Origin of the sequence: Rhodobacter sp. JA431 (genome assembly GCF_900217725.1) — a bacterium.
GTDB lineage: Bacteria > Pseudomonadota > Alphaproteobacteria > Rhodobacterales > Rhodobacteraceae > Rhodobacter > Rhodobacter aestuarii.
Window position 1 is genome coordinate 648,797 of record NZ_OBMP01000001.1, and the last position, 16,681, is coordinate 665,477.

Annotated in this window: 17 protein-coding genes; 9 read left to right on the plus strand and 8 right to left on the minus strand. The window is 63.1% G+C overall.

The features are described from left to right. Positions 1-10 precede the first annotated feature (10 nt). A complete protein-coding gene (gene gshB / locus CRO18_RS02795; protein WP_097080980.1) occupies positions 11-961 on the plus strand; it encodes a glutathione synthase in 951 nt (316 codons plus the stop codon). Next, entirely contained in the window at positions 958-1,869 is a 912-nt protein-coding gene (locus CRO18_RS02800) for an alpha/beta hydrolase (RefSeq protein WP_097080981.1), read from the plus strand. Before gshB ends, CRO18_RS02800 begins: the two co-directional genes overlap by 4 nt. On the opposite strand, the gene CRO18_RS02805 is transcribed toward CRO18_RS02800, so the two are convergent. Next, positions 1,847-3,361 (minus strand): YifB family Mg chelatase-like AAA ATPase, encoded by a 1,515-nt coding sequence (locus tag CRO18_RS02805; protein ID WP_097080982.1) that lies wholly within the window; start codon positions 3,359-3,361, stop codon positions 1,847-1,849. The genes CRO18_RS02800 and CRO18_RS02805 overlap by 23 nt on opposite strands. Positions 3,362-3,707: 346 nt before the next feature. On the opposite strand from CRO18_RS02805, the gene CRO18_RS02810 reads away from it, so the two are divergent. Genes CRO18_RS02810 through CRO18_RS02835 form a run of 6 tightly spaced genes read left to right on the plus strand, consistent with a single transcriptional unit; the run spans position 3,708 to position 8,429 of the window. After that, a complete protein-coding gene (locus CRO18_RS02810) occupies positions 3,708-4,586 on the plus strand; it encodes an RNA polymerase factor sigma-32 (RefSeq protein WP_097080983.1) in 879 nt (292 codons plus the stop codon). After that, the gene (locus CRO18_RS02815; RefSeq protein WP_097080984.1) at positions 4,583-5,407 is read left to right on the plus strand and encodes a ChaN family lipoprotein; all 825 of its coding nucleotides are present in this window, start codon (positions 4,583-4,585) and stop codon (positions 5,405-5,407) included. The genes CRO18_RS02810 and CRO18_RS02815 overlap by 4 nt, the downstream gene beginning before the upstream one ends. Before the next feature lie 50 nt (positions 5,408-5,457). Then, positions 5,458-6,666 carry a bifunctional phosphopantothenoylcysteine decarboxylase/phosphopantothenate--cysteine ligase CoaBC gene (gene coaBC / locus CRO18_RS02820; RefSeq protein ID WP_097081104.1) on the plus strand — a complete coding sequence of 403 codons (1,209 nt, stop codon included), beginning with the start codon at positions 5,458-5,460 and terminating at the stop codon, positions 6,664-6,666. Further along, positions 6,663-7,130: a dUTP diphosphatase gene (gene dut, locus CRO18_RS02825; protein WP_076485195.1), complete on the plus strand. Its 468-nt coding sequence runs from the start codon at positions 6,663-6,665 to the stop codon at positions 7,128-7,130. The genes coaBC and dut overlap by 4 nt, the downstream gene beginning before the upstream one ends. A 3-nt stretch (positions 7,131-7,133) precedes the next feature. After that, positions 7,134-7,379, plus strand: a complete 246-nt coding sequence (locus CRO18_RS02830) for a hypothetical protein (RefSeq protein ID WP_097080985.1) — start codon at positions 7,134-7,136, stop codon at positions 7,377-7,379. Between the two features lie 12 nt (positions 7,380-7,391). Then, complete coding sequence (locus CRO18_RS02835; protein ID WP_097080986.1) at positions 7,392-8,429, plus strand: HesA/MoeB/ThiF family protein; 1,038 nt, start codon at positions 7,392-7,394, stop codon at positions 8,427-8,429. A gap of 52 nt (positions 8,430-8,481) precedes the next feature. Here the strand turns inward: CRO18_RS02835 and CRO18_RS02840 are convergent, their stop codons facing one another. Continuing rightward, positions 8,482-9,138, minus strand: a complete 657-nt coding sequence (locus CRO18_RS02840) for a Hint domain-containing protein (RefSeq protein ID WP_170952539.1) — start codon at positions 9,136-9,138, stop codon at positions 8,482-8,484. Positions 9,139-9,326: 188 nt separating this feature from the next. Next, complete coding sequence (locus CRO18_RS02845; protein WP_097080988.1) at positions 9,327-9,977, minus strand: sulfotransferase family 2 domain-containing protein; 651 nt, start codon at positions 9,975-9,977, stop codon at positions 9,327-9,329. A 138-nt stretch (positions 9,978-10,115) separates the two neighbouring features. Here CRO18_RS02845 and CRO18_RS02850 point away from each other — a divergent pair, with 138 nt between their 5' ends. After that, positions 10,116-11,141, plus strand: coding sequence for a hypothetical protein (locus CRO18_RS02850; protein WP_097080989.1), 1,026 nt, complete (start codon positions 10,116-10,118; stop codon positions 11,139-11,141). Positions 11,142-11,196: 55 nt separating this feature from the next. Here CRO18_RS02850 and CRO18_RS02855 read toward each other — a convergent pair whose 3' ends face one another. The 5 genes from CRO18_RS02855 to CRO18_RS02875 form a co-directional block, all read right to left on the minus strand. After that, complete coding sequence (locus CRO18_RS02855; protein WP_170952540.1) at positions 11,197-12,864, minus strand: SPOR domain-containing protein; 1,668 nt, start codon at positions 12,862-12,864, stop codon at positions 11,197-11,199. A gap of 77 nt (positions 12,865-12,941) precedes the next feature. Continuing rightward, positions 12,942-13,574 carry a uracil phosphoribosyltransferase gene (gene upp, locus CRO18_RS02860; RefSeq protein ID WP_076485188.1) on the minus strand — a complete coding sequence of 211 codons (633 nt, stop codon included), beginning with the start codon at positions 13,572-13,574 and terminating at the stop codon, positions 12,942-12,944. A 12-nt stretch (positions 13,575-13,586) separates the two neighbouring features. After that, entirely contained in the window at positions 13,587-14,801 is a 1,215-nt protein-coding gene (locus CRO18_RS02865) for a phosphopentomutase (RefSeq protein WP_097080991.1), read from the minus strand. Further along, complete coding sequence (locus tag CRO18_RS02870) at positions 14,798-16,120, minus strand: thymidine phosphorylase (protein ID WP_097080992.1); 1,323 nt, start codon at positions 16,118-16,120, stop codon at positions 14,798-14,800. The genes CRO18_RS02865 and CRO18_RS02870 overlap by 4 nt, the downstream gene beginning before the upstream one ends. Beyond that, a complete protein-coding gene (locus CRO18_RS02875) occupies positions 16,120-16,512 on the minus strand; it encodes a cytidine deaminase (protein ID WP_076485185.1) in 393 nt (130 codons plus the stop codon). The genes CRO18_RS02870 and CRO18_RS02875 overlap by 1 nt, the downstream gene beginning before the upstream one ends. Between the last annotated feature and the right edge of the window lie 169 nt (positions 16,513-16,681).

The following is a 16,681-nucleotide window of genomic DNA, read 5'->3' on the forward strand; positions in this document are numbered from 1 at the left end:
AGGGGGCGTCATGGCCTTGAAAGTAGCACTGCAAATGGACCCAATCGCCGGGATCGACATCTCCGGCGACAGCACCTTCCGCATTGGACTTGAGGCGCAGGCGCGTGGCCACAGCCTGTTTTACTACACGCCCAACAAGATGTTTTACCGCGAAGGCAAGGTGATGGCGCGTGGCTGGCCGCTGGAGTTGCGCCGCGAGAAGGGCAACCATTTCAGCTTGGGCGATGAGGTCGAGGTCGATCTGGCCAGCTTTGACGTGGTTTGGCTGCGCCAAGACCCGCCCTTTGACATGGGCTATATCACCACCACCCACCTGTTGGACCGCATTCACCCCAAAACCTTGGTGGTCAACAACCCGTTTTGGGTCCGCAACTACCCTGAAAAGCTGCTGGTGCTGGATTTCCCAGACCTGACGCCGCCCACTTTGGTCGCGCGCGATCTGCAGGTGATCCGCGATTTCAAATCCAAGCATGGCGATGTGATTTTGAAGCCGCTTTACGGCAATGGCGGCGCGGGGGTGTTCCGGCTTGATGCGAATGACCGCAACCTTGCCTCGCTGCATGAGCTGTTTACCGGCATCAACCGCGAGCCGCTGATTGTGCAAAAATACCTGCCTGCGGTGACCCAAGGTGACAAACGTATTTTGCTGGTGAATGGCGAGCCGGTGGGCGCGATCAACCGCGTCCCTGCAGCGGGCGAAACCCGCTCCAACATGCATGTGGGTGGGCGGCCAGAACCCACCAAGCTTACCGATCGCGAGCTAGAGATTTGCGCCGCCATCGGCCCGCTTCTGCGCGAGAAGGGGCAGATTTTCGTTGGCATCGACGTGATCGGCGATTGTCTCACAGAGATCAACGTGACCTCCCCCACCGGCCTGCAAGAGCTCGAACGGTTTGATGGCACCAATGCCGCCGCCCGCATTTGGGATGTGATCGAGGCCGAGCGGGAGGCCGCGCAATGAGCCTACAACTGACCCTTCTGAACGCGGCGCTGCGTCTGACCACCAAACCCTATCTGCGCAAGGTTTCGGAGCCTGAGAAGCTGCGCAATGATATGGAGCGCTGGGCGCGCTATGGCGCACGCTCGGCCCCTTGCACGGTGGCGGTGCCGATGACTTTGGCGGGGCGTCCGGCGCTTTCGATCCGCTCGGGCAAGACCATCCCCGACAAGGTGATTTTGCATTTCCACGGCGGTGCTTTCATCGCGGGCAGCCCCAACACGCATAAGGCCATGCTAAGTCGGCTGGCGCGGCTGGCGCAGGTGGAGGTGATCGCCCCCGCCTATCGGCTGGCCCCCGAACACCCCTACCCCGCCGCGCTCAATGATGCCGAAGCCGCGTTTGAGGATTTGGTGACTAAGGGCTACGCGGCAGAAAACATTGTGCTTTCGGGCGATAGTGCCGGGGCAGGCTTGGCACTGTCGCTGCTGGCGCGGCTGTGTAAAGCGGGGCATCCACCTGCGGGGATCATTGCGCTTTCGCCTTGGACGGACTTGACCGGGGCCTCGCCTTCACTGGTGCTTTTGGAAGATCGGGACCCGATGCTTGCCGCCGAGCGGATGGAAGAGGTCGCGCAATATTACCTCAACGGACACCGCGCCGATGACCCGGCCGTGTCCCCGCTTTACGCCAGCTACCCCAATTGCCCGCCGGTGCTTTTGCAAACCTCGGAACGCGATATTTTGCGCGATGATGCGATGTTCTTGGAACATAAGCTGCGCGATGCGGGGGTTGATGTGACGCTGCAGCTTTGGCCCGATGCACCCCATGTCTGGCAGATGTTCGATGGCTGGGTGCCAGAGGCGCGCGCGGCCCTGCGCGATGCGGCCGATTTCGCGCGTAAATGCCTTAGCCTGCCTGCGCGAAACTGATCCGGTAACTCACGGCTTCCGCCAAATGGGGGGCGCGCACTTGGGCCGCGCCCTCTAGGTCCGCAATCGTGCGTGCGGTGCGCAAGACGCGGTGATAGCCACGCGCGGTCAGCCCAAAGCGTTCTGACACTTTGCCCAACAATTCGCGCCCCTCGGCATCCAGCGGCGCAATCTCTTCCAAGACCGCCCCTTCGGCTTCGGCATTCACCCGCACGCTCGGGTGGTGTTCATAGCGTTTGGCCTGCACCTCGCGCGCCTGTGCCACCCGCGCGGCCACCGTGCCGGAACTATCGCCTGCGGAGGGTAGGTCTAACTCCCGCCAATCCACCCCCGGCACTTCGATCCGCAGGTCAAACCGATCCATCAGCGGGCCGGAAATGCGCCCCAAATAATCCGCCCCGCATTGCGGTACCCGCGCGCAAGCACGCGCCGGATCGCCTAGGTAACCGCAGCGGCAGGGGTTCGCCGCAGCAATCAACAAAAACCGGCAAGGGTAGCGCACATGGGCGTTGGCGCGGGCCACCACAACCTCCCCGGTTTCAATCGGCTGGCGCAGCGTCTCCAGCACCGTGCGGGGAAATTCGGGGAACTCATCCATGAACAAAACGCCATTATGCGCCAAGCTCACCTCGCCCGGTTTCGCCCCACGCCCGCCGCCGATCATCGCCGCCATCGAGGCAGTATGATGCGGCTCGCGAAAGGGGCGCGTGCGAGAAATGCCACCCTCGGACAAAAGCCCCGAAAGCGAATGTACCATCGAGGTCTCCAACGCCTCCATCGCCGAAAGCGGCGGCAAAATGCCCGGCAGCCGCGCGGCCAGCATCGACTTCCCCGACCCCGGCGGGCCAACCAAAAACAGATGATGACGCCCAGCGGCGGCAATTTCCAAAGCGCGTTTGGCCCGTTCTTGGCCTTTCACATCACGCAAATCGCGCGGACTTTGCGGCGCCACCACCTCGCCCGGTTGCGCGGGGGCAAGCGGCCTTTGACCACTCAGATGTTGCAGGGCTTCGGTCAGCGTGGCGGGGCCAAAAACGTCGGTCGCACCAACCCACGCGGCTTCGGCCCCACAATCCTGCGGGCAGATGAGCGCCTTATCTTCGCTTGCCGCTGCCATTGCGGCAGGAAGCGCACCGACCACGGGCACCAATCGCCCATCAAGCGCCAATTCGCCAATCGCGACCAGCCCCTCCACCTCTTCGCGGGGCACAATGTCGATGGCCGCCAAAAGCGCCAAAGCGATGGGCAGATCGAAATGCGAGCCCTCTTTGGGCAGATCGGCGGGCGAAAGGTTGATCGTGATGCGCCGCATCGGCAGCGCAATCGACAACGCCGCCAAAGCCGCCCGCACCCGCTCTTTCGCCTCGCTCACGGCTTTGTCCGGCAAGCCCACGATGGAGAAAGAAGGCATACCGGTGGCCAAGGCGCATTGGACCTCAACCGGGCGCGCCTCGACCCCTTCAAAGGCCACGGTATAGGTTCTGGCCACCATGCACACACCACCCAAACACTTACCCAACACTGCCCCGCCAGCATGGTCCGCAAGGGCGAATGCGATCAAGAATTTTCCCGCTATGAGGGAATCTCCTTAGCGCAACGCGCGCGGGTTTCGAGGCTTAAAATTATGCATCCCAGCCTCACCAAACCGCGAAAAATGCCACTCACGTAGCCGTGATGCGCAATATTCCACGTATTTCCAAATGGTTGCCTCTGCGCATTTCCGAACACTGAATTTTTTGTGACGCACAGTGCAACCAAAAGACATCGGTGCGCGTTTCTGTCACAGTGACCTCAGGGAGCAAGCCAACAGCGGGTCGCAGAACCCGGGGAGACTGGACATGGCACTCGATGGAATGACAGACGACACCCTGGCGCGGCAAGCAATGCGCGCCGAATATCTGGATGCCGAGACCGAGGCGAACCTCGCCCGCGCGTGGCGCGACCACCGCGATGAGGTTGCACTGCATCGGCTCGTCAGCGCTTACATGCGGCTCGCCGTTTCGATGGCCTCAAAGTTCCGCCGCTACGGCGCGCCGATGAATGACCTCATTCAGGAAGCCTCGCTCGGGCTGATGAAAGCGGCCGATAAATTCGACCCAGATCGCGGCGTGCGCTTTTCGACCTATGCGGTTTGGTGGATCAAAGCCTCAATCCAAGAATTTGTGATGCGCAACTGGTCGATGGTGCGTACCGGTTCGACCTCCTCGCAAAAGGCGCTGTTCTTCAACATGCGCCGGGTGCAAGCGCAAATCCTGCGCGAGGCCCAAGCCGAGGGCGAAGACCTTGATGGCGCGCAATTGCGCCAGCGGGTCGCCACCAGCATTGGCGTGCCGCTTGCCGATGTGGAAATGATGGAGGGCCGCCTTGCGGGCTCTGACTTCTCGCTCAATGCGCCGCAATCTTCGGATGAAGAAGGGCGCGAGTGGGTGGATGCGCTGGAAGATGATGGCGCGGGCCCAGAAACCCGCGTGACCGAGGCGCATGATGGCGCGCTGATGCGCAATTGGCTCGGCGAGGCGATGGATAACCTCTCGGGCCGCGAGCGTTACATTGTGGTGCAGCGCCGATTGATTGACGCGCCCCGGACGCTTGAAAGCTTGGGCGAAGAACTGGGCCTTTCGAAAGAGCGGATCCGCCAGCTTGAAGCGCAAGCCTTTGGCAAAATGCGCAAAAGCTTGGAAAGCCGGGGCCCGGAGGTGGCGAACTTCTTCGTATGAAGCGCCCGCTCCTTGCCCTTACCCTTTGCTTGACCGCGGCGCCGCTTGGTGCCGCGGAAATTTCTGCGTCCGACCTGTCTGCAAAGATTACCGAGGCCGCACCGCAGGTGCTGGTTTTGGGCGAATTGCATGACAATCCGACCCATCATCTGACCCAAGCGGCCGCGGTGGCAGCGTTGAAGCCCAAGGCGCTGGTCTTTGAAATGCTCTCGCCCGAGCAGGCCGCGCAGGTGACGCCCGAGTTGATTTCTACCCCTGAAGACATTGGCCAGGTTCTTGGCTGGGAAGCCGCGGGCTGGCCGGATTTCGCGATTTACGCGCCGATTTTTGAGGCGGCACCAAATGCGCGCTACTATGGGGCCGCCTTACCGCGTGAAACCGTGCGCCGCGCCATGAGCGAGGCGTTGCCTGATATCTTTCCCGAGGCGGCAGAATATGGTCTCGACCAGCCTTACCCCGCCGATCTGCAAGCCAAGCTCGAAACCCAAGCGCAGGAAGATCATTGCAACGCCCTGCCGCCCGAATTGCTGCCCGGTATGGTCGCGGCACAACGGCTGCGCGACGGCGCTTTTGCGGCGACCACCCTGCAAGCGCTCCAAGAAACGGGTGGCCCGGTTGCACTGATCACCGGCTCGGGCCATGCCCGCACCGACCGCGCCGTACCAGCGCTGATTGCCCATGCCGCGCCACAGGTCAAAGTGATCTCGCTTGGCCAACTTGAGCGCCCGAGCGATGGCAGCCTAAACCCCGATCAACCCTATGATTGGTGGATCGTCACCGCGCCAACCGAGCGCGAAGACCCCTGCGCCGCCTTCCAATAACTTGCGCCCCCGGCCCTGCCGCCCTACAGCTTGGGCAGAACGGAGGGCCCATCTTGCAACGCAAACGCATCCTTCTGATTATCGGTGGCGGTATCGCGGCGGTGAAATGCCCCGAACTGATCCGCCTGTTGCGCGCCGAAGGCGTGGCCATCACCCCGGTGCTGACCGAGGCGGGGGCGCAATTCGTCACCCCAACGGCGATTTCGGCGCTGGCGGGCGAGGCGGCGCATACCGCGCTTTTTGACCTCACCCGAGAAGCGGAGATCGGTCACATCCAACTCAGTCGCGCGGCGGATTTGGTGGTGGTCGCCCCCGCAACGGCGGATTTGATGGCGAAGATGGCCAATGGGCTGGCCGGTGACCTCGCCTCCACCCTGCTGCTGGCGACCGACAAGAAAGTGCTGATAGCCCCGTCGATGAATGTGCGGATGTGGCACCACCCGGCGACGCAACGCAACCTTACGCAGTTGCGCGAAGATGGCGTGGCCACCATTGGCCCCAATGCAGGCGATATGGCCTGCGGTGAACATGGCTTGGGGCGGATGGCGGAACCGGCAGAGATTTTGGCCGCGATCCGCGCGCAACTGGCCGACGGCCCGCTGACGGGCAAGCATGTGCTTGTGACCTCTGGCCCGACGCATGAACCGATCGACCCGGTGCGCTATATCGCCAATCGGTCCTCGGGTGCGCAGGGCACGGCCTTGGCGCGCGCGCTGCGCGACCTTGGGGCGAATATCACCTTTGTCACCGGCCCAGCCAGCGTGCCCCCGCCAGAGGGGGTGAAAGTCGTACCGGTTGAAACCGCACAGCAAATGTTTGAGGCGGTGCGAAACGCCCTGCCCGCCGACGCCGCCATTTTTGCCGCCGCCGTCGCCGATTGGCGGGTGGCGAATGCCTCCGCTCAAAAAATGAAGAAAGACAGCACAGGCACCGCACCCGCGCTCAGCTTTACGGAAAACCCCGATATTCTGGCGACCGTGTCGCAAATGGGAGCGGGGCGCCCCGCGCTTGTGGTGGGCTTTGCGGCGGAGACCGAAAACGTCCAAGCCCATGCCACCGCGAAACGTGCCCGCAAGGGATGTGACTGGATCGTGGCCAATGATGTCAGCCCCGAAAGCGGGGTGATGGGCGGGGCGCATAACACCGTCACGATCATTGACGCAGCGGGGGCCGAGACTTGGGCGCAAATGCCCAAGGTACAGGTCGCGCAAAAGCTGGCCGAACGTATTGCCGCGCAGCTGACAAAGGAAACCTCATGACCCCGATCATCAAGGTTCTTTACGAAGACTGGGCCGACCGGGAGGTGGCACTGCCCGCCTATGAAACGCCGGGCTCTGCGGGGGCGGATATTCGCGCGAACCTGCCGCCCGAGATACGCGAAGCCGGGCTAAAGCTCGAACCGATGGCGCGCGCGATTGTACCCACCGGGCTCAAGGTCGAAATTCCGCAAGGGTTTGAGATGCAAATTCGCCCGCGTTCCGGGCTCGCATTTAAGCACGGGCTAAGCCTTCCCAACACGCCCGGCACGATTGACAGCGACTATCGCGGCCCGCTTGGCGTGTTGATGATCAACTTCGGATCTGTCGCCTATACGATTCACCACGGCGAACGGATCGCGCAGGCAGTCATTGCCCCTGTCGTCCAAGCAGGATATGCGCTCGCCGAAACGCTTAGCGCTACCAGCCGGGGCGCGGGCGGCTTTGGCTCGACTGGAAGGAAATAGGCCATGCAAGGTATCTTTGTGCTGGTGATCGTGGGCGTCTTGGGCAAAGCGATGAAAGCGCCGCCGAAGGTGATTGGGATCATTCTTGCGCTGATCTGGGCGGCCTTCACCGCGGGCCATGCGTTCTTGGCCGACCCGGAGGCGCCGCTGCGCGCGATTTCGGGCGGTTCGCTCACGCTGTGGCTCGCCGTCGGCGTGGTCGGCGTTCTGGGCTTTGTCGCCTGGACGATGCTGCGCAAACGCGCCTAACCGAGGCCCGCAATGACCGGGCTCTTTCTCCTATTCCTGCTCTCGGCACTCGGGCTTGCGCTCAAGGTGCCCCGGCGGCTGATTTGGGGAATACTGGCCGTGGTCTGTGCAGCCTTTGTCGCGGCGCATGCACTTTTTGCCGAGCCTACGCACCCGCTGCGCGCGATGATTGGCGGCTCTTTGGCGGGCTGGGTCGGGCTTGGCGTCGTGGCGGGGGTTGTTCTGACCTATCGCTGGGGGCTGGCCAAGCTGCGCGCCCGCGCCGCGCAACCCGAACAAAAAGCCCCGCAAGGCCCGTTTTCAGAAGCGGAGCTAAACCGCTATGCGCGCCATATCCTGCTGCGCGAAGTGGGCGGGCCGGGGCAGAAGCGGCTCAAAGCGGCGCGCGTGCTGGTGGTCGGGGCTGGCGGGCTTGGCGCCCCCGCGCTGCTTTACCTTGGAGCTGCTGGCGTGGGCACGATTGGGGTGATTGACCCCGATACGGTGTCAGCCTCCAACCTTCAGCGCCAAGTGCTTTATCGCGATGCCGATATTGGCAAGCCCAAGGTCTTTGCCGCACAAGCCGCGCTTCTTGCGCAAAACCCCTTCATCACGATCCGCCCTTATCATCGTGCCTTTACGCCTGAAATCGCGGCGGAACTGCTCGCCGAATACGATCTGGTGCTTGATGGCACGGATAATTTTGAAACCCGCCAAGCGGTGAACCAAGCCTGTGTGGCGGCGGGCAAACCGCTCATTTCCGGCGCGATTGCGCAATGGGAAGGGCAGCTCAGCCTTTATGACCCCGCCAAGGGCGCACCTTGTCTGGCCTGTGTCTTCCCCACCGCCCCCGCGCCGGGGCTCGCGCCCGATTGCGCGCAGGCGGGGGTGATGGGCGCGCTACCCGGGATCATTGGCGCGATGATGGCGGCAGAGGCGATTAAAGAGATTGTGCAAGCGGGGCAAAGCCTGCGCGGCACACTGTTGATCCATGATGCGCTTTGGGCCGAGAGCCGCCGCATCGCGATAAAGCGCGCCGCCACCTGCCCGGTCTGCAGTACCGCCACATAAGGAAACGCCGCGGGGGGCACCGCGGCGTTTCGGATCAAGATCTGAGCCGTTCTCAGCCCAATGCATCGACCTCGATCATCTGCGCAACGATCTGTTGCGCCATATCCATTGGCAAAACCACATAGCCCGTTACTTCGTCGATCATCGCGCTGATCGACGTACCATGGACCGAAGCACAATGGATCATGCCGGTGCCATTGGCGTAGATCACTTCATCTTCGTCGAATTGCAGGGTGATAATTTCGATGCGCTGATGCGGCGTGATCCGGGTAATGCCGCGATAGCCTTCAAGCGCGGCGGCCGGGATCAATGCAAAGGGGTCGCCAAAGACCGCCTCGGCCAAATCACTTTCCACCAGCACATTTTGTTCGGGCAAAAGCAGCATCGGGCTGGCATTCCCCAGCGCGCCTTCCGGCACCGCGAGTGGCATCATCGAACGGGGCAGCTTCGCGCGCCCCGCAAATAGATGGGAGCGATGCACAGCGCGCACCGGGCGCATCCCATGATCGAAGGTCATCACCATATCACCCGCCGCCATCGCCTCAACCGGGCGCCAGCCCATGGCCGTGGCGATGCGGGTGCCCGCAACGATCCCATCGGAATGGCTGATATTGGAAACGGTGCTAAAGCCCTGCGTTGCGAAGACGCTTTCGAAGCCTTCGGGCTCTTCCCAGCGGTCGGCACGTTTGGCGGTATTGAACCCGAACATCGCGTCTTCTCCTTGCCTCCCAAGTGTTCCCTTGGGCGTTTCCATGAGGTCATCTCGGGTGATTCCCGCGATCTTTCCGGGGCGCGTTTGCGGCGCAAAAAAGGCACTGGCGGCGAGAGTGATATCAATGCGGCCCCAAAGGGCGCATTGTTGCGAAGCAGGCATGCAATTCGCGAGAAAGCGGTAACTTAGTCGAAGGCGTAGTGAAACCGAGTGATATCTGCGGCGGCGAAACGAGCGACCGCAGCGGCGGTTTCATCGGTGTAGTAGCCGCGCCAATCAGCCGCCCGCGCCGAGGCATTCACCCGCGGCAAAGGCGCGAGCTTAAACCCCAGATGCGCCTCTAGCGGGGCGACATCTTCCGCGAAATGCTCAAGCCGAATAAAGGCGGTTGCCGTCTCACAGCCATTCGCTAAGCGCAAATAACTTCCGTAAGGCGATGCCGCGATTGAGGCGCCAATCTCTGGATGCAAAACAAAGGCGGTGAAATCGAGGTTTTGCGCCAACCCCACCGCCGGATGGGCAAAGCTTTGCGCCCGCAGCCAATGGTAATAGCTCACCATCCGGTCCCAAGGGTTGCGCACCAGCGCAAAGGTGAACCAATCGCGCGCCTGCGCCTCGGTATAAAGCCCCACCCCCTCGGCCAAGGTCGTGTGCTTCCACAACCGCCCGGCGGTCTCCATGCCTTTCAACCGCCCCTTGCGGCGGCGCGCCTTCGGGGTATCGCCCACCAAAATATCATCGGCCATGGCGCGCGCTTCCAGCACCTCGGCCAGCGCGGTGCCCCCGGTCTTGGGGATGTGAACAAAGATGTAGCGGCGGCCCGGCGAAACAATCATCGCCCGAGCCTAGCGCCCCGGCCCCAGAATGGCGATGGGAAAGCGGCACAGCCCCGCCTGTGCCGCATCGTGCGATTGACCCTGCCCCCTCATGGTCTATGATTCGTGGCTAATCTGTAATGAGACCCAATTTGTAGCATGACCGCCCTGCCCCAATATGAACGGCTAGAAGCCCCCGGCCTGTGGCGTGAAACGCCGCAAGCGCAGCGGCGCGAGGTGATCGTGTCTTTTGGGGATACATCCTTGGTGATTGCGGATGACCGCTCTGCCACCGCGCTCACGCATTGGTCTTTGGCGGCTTTGGTCCGGCGCAATCCGGGCGGGCGGCCTGCGGTTTTTGCGCCCTCCGATGATCCGGGCGAAGAGCTTGAAATCGGCGATGATACGATGGTCGAGGCGATCGAAAAGGTGCAAGCCGCGCTTGAGGCGCGCCGCCCGCATCCCGGCCGCTTGCGGCGGATCGGCTGGATCTCTGTGGTAAGCGCGCTGGCCATAGGCGCGGTGATCTGGTTGCCCGGCGCCTTGATCGACCAAGCCGCACGGGTGGTGCCACTTGCCAAGCGCGCCGACATTGGCCGGATGATGCTTGCCGATCTGGAACACACCACTGGCGTCGCCTGCCACTCGACCGAGGGGGATAAAGCGCTCGCGCTACTGGCCGAACGGCTTGATGGCGTGACGGAAATCGCCGTTCTGCCCCGCGCCTTGACCGGGGCGCGCATTTTGGCGGGCGACGTGGTTGCACTGGGCCAAGACACGCTGATTGGCCCCGACACGCCCGAGGTTGCCGCCGGGGCGATCTTAGCCGCCCAGTTGGCGCAAAGCGGCGAAACGCCCGCGCATGCACTTTTGCAATGGGCGGGGGCCGGGGCAGCGCTTAGCCTTTTGACCACGGGCGATTTGCCCGCCAAAAAGATCGAGGGCTATGGCGCGTCTCTTTTGGCCCGCCCGATCTCGCTCCCGAATACGCCTGCGGCGCTGGATCAGTTGCTAAGCGCGTTCAAAGCGGCGGGCGTTGCCTCGACCCCCTATGCCTATGCGGTGGACCCAAGCGGCGAAACCGTCCTTGGGCTGATTGAGGCCGATCCGTTTCGGGGCGCACCTGCGCCGCAGCCCGTGCTCGATGATGCCGAATGGCTCGCGCTGAAAGATATCTGTTCCTGAATGCAAACGGCGGCCCGAAAGGACCGCCGTAAAAGCTTGGGGTAAGTGTTTTTGCTTAGCGCAAGATCACATCCGAGAAGCCCGCCCCACGCACTTGCCCCAAAGCGGCGCGCGCATCGGCAAACGGCCCGGCATAGACAATCGTCAGCCCGCGCGATGTCGTGGAACTGGCCACCGGCAGCCCGGCAGCGGCCAAGCGCGCCTTCACCCCGGCGACATTGCTGGCCACCGCAAAAGTGCCAACCTGCACGTAACGCGGACCTTGAGTCGGCTGTTGCACCTGTGCTTGCGACGCGGCGACCCGCTGCGCAACCGCCGGTCGCGCGGCGACCGGAGCAGATTTCGTCGAAACACGGGTGACCGTCGCCTCGGTCGGGACGATCCGCCGCCAAGCGGGCGTTTGCGCAGTCACGAGTTTGGCAGGCACTTGATTGGTCCAGATCATGCTTTGCTGCGCATCCCCCCAAAGGCTCCGCGGGCCCCGGAACGGATTGAGCCGACCATCTTCAAAGGCGGGTTTGTAGCCCGGGCCCGTTTTCGTGCTGACGATCACCGGAGCGAGCGTCACTTGCCCGGTGGCGGGCGTGCGCACCAAAACAGCTTCGGGCACCAGTGGGTTTGAGGCACTGCTCACGCCCGCAGATTGATAGGGGCTCACAGCAGCATAGCTTGCCTGTGTCGACGCAGGACCGGGCGCACGAGCAGGCGTGCTCGGCGCAACATATCCGGTGGCGTCGCGCAACGGCACATCCACAATCGGCACACTGCGGCGAGAACCCACCGCATTGGACACATAGGGCGAGACATAGCCAGACTGGCTGGCCGCAGCGGGTGTCACGACAAGACCGGGCACCTCAGCCTGATTGATGAAGGCGGCGGGGTTTTGCACCTGCGCGCCACAGCGCACCACACGCCGCCCATCAGAGAGCGTATACCGCTGCGCCGAGACGGTGCCTGCGGGGCATGACGTCGTCGCCGGGTCCACCTGCTCGGTGCCCATGATCGTTGCGGCAGAGGCGGCGGCCACTTCCACGGATGCAGCGCCGGGCAAGGCCACGGGGTTGTGGTAGCGCACAGCCGTACCACTCGCCCCGGCAACATAGGGCGACACATAACCCGAACGGGTCGGGCTGGCGGCGGCAACGCGCGGCTCCGACGCGGCGGTTTGAACGGCAGGCGCTGGCGTAGCTGCCGCCACACGGCCCACCTGCGGCGGGGTTTCTGTGGTGGCGATGGTGGCCATCGGTCGCCCAACAAACGGCGTCGGGCTAAACGGAGAGACTGCGCGGCTCCGTTCGGCAGGTGCTGGGGGCGCAACTGTCGCTTGCGATGCTGCGGGGGCGGGTTTGGGGGCTGCAGTCGGCGTGGCAGCAGCCACGGCGACAGGCTTAACCGGGGCGGGTGTCGCGGCAGGAGGCTCGGCTGCGGGTGGTGTGGCGGGGGCCACGTTTGCCACGTCCAGCACAGCCTCACCATTTTGGAAGGTCGGCTGATAGCCGCAAAGCTGTTTTTTATCTCGGCTTACGCGCGGCACCCAACGCACCGCCGTCCCATAGCCAGCCCGAACGAACACGCAGCCCGAACTATCAACATACTGCCGCCCCTTAAACGAGGGCGGCGGCACTTCTGCCGGAGAATAGGTCCGCATCTCTGCGACAGCAGAGCCCGCACTCACCAAGGCGACGAGCGCTGTCGCCGCCAGAAACTGTCCATACCGCCGCATTGTCATCCCCCGATGATCTTTTGGAAAAAATGCAGCAGGATTGGTTCCGAGTAAAGGAAAAAGCGGCTCAAAACCGCTTATTTGGTGCCAAACATGCGATCACCCGCATCCCCTAGACCCGGCACGATATAGCCATGATCGTTGAGTTGCTCGTCGATCGAGGCGGTCACGATCGGCACATCGGGGTGGGCTTCGCGCATCCGCGCAATGCCCTCAGGCGCTGCAAGCAGGCACAGGAAGCGGATGTTTTTGGCGCCTTTGTCCTTCATCAACTGCACAGCCGCCGCAGAAGAATTGCCCGTGGCCAGCATCGGATCGACCACGATCACGGTGCGATCTTCCAGTTCCGCCGGCACTTTGCAGTAATATTGCACGGGTTGCAGGGTTTCCGGGTCACGGTAAAGCCCGACAAAGCCCACACGCGCCGCCGGGATCAGTTCCAAAATCCCATCCAGCAAGCCATTGCCCGCCCGCAAGATCGAAATCAGCGCGAGCTTCTTGCCCTCAAGGATCGGCGCATCCATTTCGCACAGCGGCGTTTCAATGCGCTTCGTCGTCAGGTCCAGACCGCGCGTCACCTCATAGGCCAAGAGCAGGCTGATTTCGCGCAGAAGCTGCCGGAACGAGGCCGTGGAGGTGCCCTTTTCGCGCATCAGCGTCAGTTTGTGCTGCACCAGCGGGTGGTCGACGACCGTGACCTGTTCATCCATATGTCTGTCCTCTCACAGAAAGCTTTTGCCGGGGCCGCAGACGGGCACGCCCAGATGCGCGGCGACCGAGGCGCCAATATCGGCGTACCCCACCTGCCCCACTGCCCGCAAGCCGATCCCGCAGCCCAAGACCGGAACCCGCTCGCGGGTATGGTCGGTGCCGCTCCAAGTGGGGTCATTGCCATGATCTGCCGTGAAAAGCGCCAAATCGCCGGGGCGCAGCTTGGGCAAGAAGCGCGCAAGCGCGCCGTCAAACCACTCCAGCGCACGCGCATAGCCCGCCACATCGCGACGGTGGCCAAAAAGGCTGTCAAACTCCACGAAATTGGCAAATGTCAGGCTGCCCGGTTCGGCCTCATCTCCCAGCCGGATCAGATGCTCCATCAGATCGGCATCGTTCTTGCCCTTGTGCAGATGCGTGATACCGCGATGGCTGAAGATATCGCCGATCTTGCCAATCGCATGGGTGGTGCGGCCCGCGCCCTGCACCCAATCCAAAAGCGTGGGCGCGGGCGGCTCAATCGCAAAGTCGCGCCGGTTGGGGGTACGGGTGAAGGCACCGGGGGTCCCAATGAAGGGCCGCGCAATCACCCGGCCCACTTTCATTTCATGCAAACGGGGCGCGATGGCTTGGCAAAGGTCCAACAACCGCTCCAGCCCAAAGCTTTCTTCATGCGCGGCAATCTGAAAAACGCTGTCGGCGGAGGTATAGCAAATCGGCCAGCCCGTGCGCAGATGCTCTTCCCCCAAGCGCTCCACAATCGCCGTGCCGGGGGCATGACAATTGCCCAAAATCCCCTCGGTCCCGGCGGCTTTTGCGACGAGATCCATGAGATCGGGCGGAAAGCTGTTTTCGGTTTCCTTGAAATAGTGCCAATCCCACGGCACTGGCACGCCCGCGAGTTCCCAATGGCCGGACGGTGTGTCTTTCCCTTTAGAAACCTCGCTCGCCGCGCCCCAAAGCCCTTGCGGCTTGGCACCAAGGCCGGGGAGTTTCTCACCCGAGGCAAGCTCTACCGCCGCCGAAAGACCCAGTTGATCCAGATGCGGCAGCTTCAAAGGGCCAGAGCGGCCTACATTCGCGCGCCCCTCGGCACAGGCCTGCGCGATATGGGCGAGCGTATTGGCGCCCGTATCGGGCCTGCCCTCATTAAAGAAGGCCGCTGCATCGGGCGCGCCGCCAATGCCTACGGAATCCATCACAATCAAAAAGGCACGTGGGCTCATGCCAAATCCTCCGGCCCAAACCGCGCATGGATGAGCGGTGGCTCTTCCGGAGCCTCTTCACTGATCGCATAGGCGGATTGCACCGCTTTCACGGCGGCCTCGGCCTTGGCGTCATTGGGCGCATGAACAAGGCAGAGCACTTCGCCCGGCCCAAGCTCTTCGCCCAGCATAGCAAGCCCCGAAAGCCCGACAGAAGGGTTGATCCGGTCGCCCCCCACAAGCCGACCACCACCGAGCCGCACCACAACTTCCCCCAAAGCGCGGCCGTTCACCTTTGCCACATAGCCCCGGCGCGGCGCGGGCACCGGCACAATCACCGAAGCGGCGGGCAATCGATCCGGGAAGCGCTCGACAAAATCGAACGGCCCGCCCAGCGCCGCCACCATTCGGCCAAAACACTCCGCCGCGCGGCCCGATTCAATCGCCGCATCAATCTGCGCCGCGCCCTCATCAAGATCAGCGGCTTTGCCTGCCAGCGTTAGAACCTCGCCGCCCAAGGCCGAGGTCACATCCCAAAGCGCTTCATTGACCGAGGTGCCGGTCAGCGTTTCCATCACCTCTAGCACCTCAAGCGCATTGCCTGCCGAATGGCCCAAGCTTTGATCCATATCGGTCATCAGGGCAGAGGTTTTGCAGCCCGCGTCATTCGCCGTGCGCACCAAGCTTTGCGCCAGTGCCTGCGCGGCCTCCAAACTGGGCAAGAACGCGCCGGAGCCCACTTTGACGTCCAGCACCAAAGCATCGAGCCCGGCGGCAAGTTTCTTTGACAAGATAGAAGCCGTGATCAGATCAAGGCTTTCCACCGTGCCCGAAATATCGCGGATACCATAAAGACGACGATCTGCCGGGGCGATTTCATCGGTCGCACCCACGATCGCGCAGCCGACATCAGCCACCACCTTGCGCAGCACCTCCACACCGGGCAGCGCCTTATAGCCGGGGATCGCTTCCATCTTATCAAGCGTGCCGCCAGTATGGCCGAGCCCACGGCCCGAGATCATTGGCACATAAACACCGCAAGCGGCGAGTGCCGGGGCCAGCAGCAGCGAGACGGAATCGCCAATGCCCCCGGTCGAGTGTTTATCGACAACCGGGCCGGGGAGATCCCAGATCAGCCGCTGGCCAGAATCGCGCATCGCCTCGGTTAGTGCAACGCGGCCTTCATCCCCCAAGCCCCGGCAGAGCACCGCCATCGCGAAGGCCCCCGCCTGCGCATCCGACACGGTGCCATCGGCCAAGCCGCGTGCAAACCAGCCCGCCGCCTCGGGTGACAGGCTTTTGCCGTCCCGCACCGCCATAATGATTGAGCGCGCGTCCATCAGCAGTTGTCCATATGGCTGGCAGCAAAACGACCGGGCAGCAAATCGCCCACGGTGGTTTGCAGTTGCGCGCCATCGGTAGTGGCCAAAACCACGGGAACATCGGTCCGGCCAAACTCTGCCAGCTTTTGCCGACAACCGCCGCAAGGCGGCACCGGGCTTGGACTATCGGCAATCACCGCAACCTCGACCAATTCGGTCTCGCCCGCCGCAACCATCGCCGCGATCGCGCCCGCCTCGGCACAAGTGCCCTCGGGGTAAGCGACGTTTTCCACATTCACGCCCCGGTAGATCGTGCCAGAGGCGCCCCGCACCGCCGCGCCCACCTTGAACTTGGAATAGGGGGCATAGGCGTTTTCACGCACCGCACGCGCGGCATCGAGCAGGGACATCGGGCTTCCTCCGGCCAGAAATGATCCGCCGATCCTGCGCCGGGGCGCGGGGCGGCGCAAGGGGGGCCAGTTGGCGCAGGCGGCCGCGCGCGGATTACCCGCACCAAGGTCGCGCATACCGCCGCGACTCGCGCAACACGTGCACCGCGGCCCGCTATGGCAAAAGGTG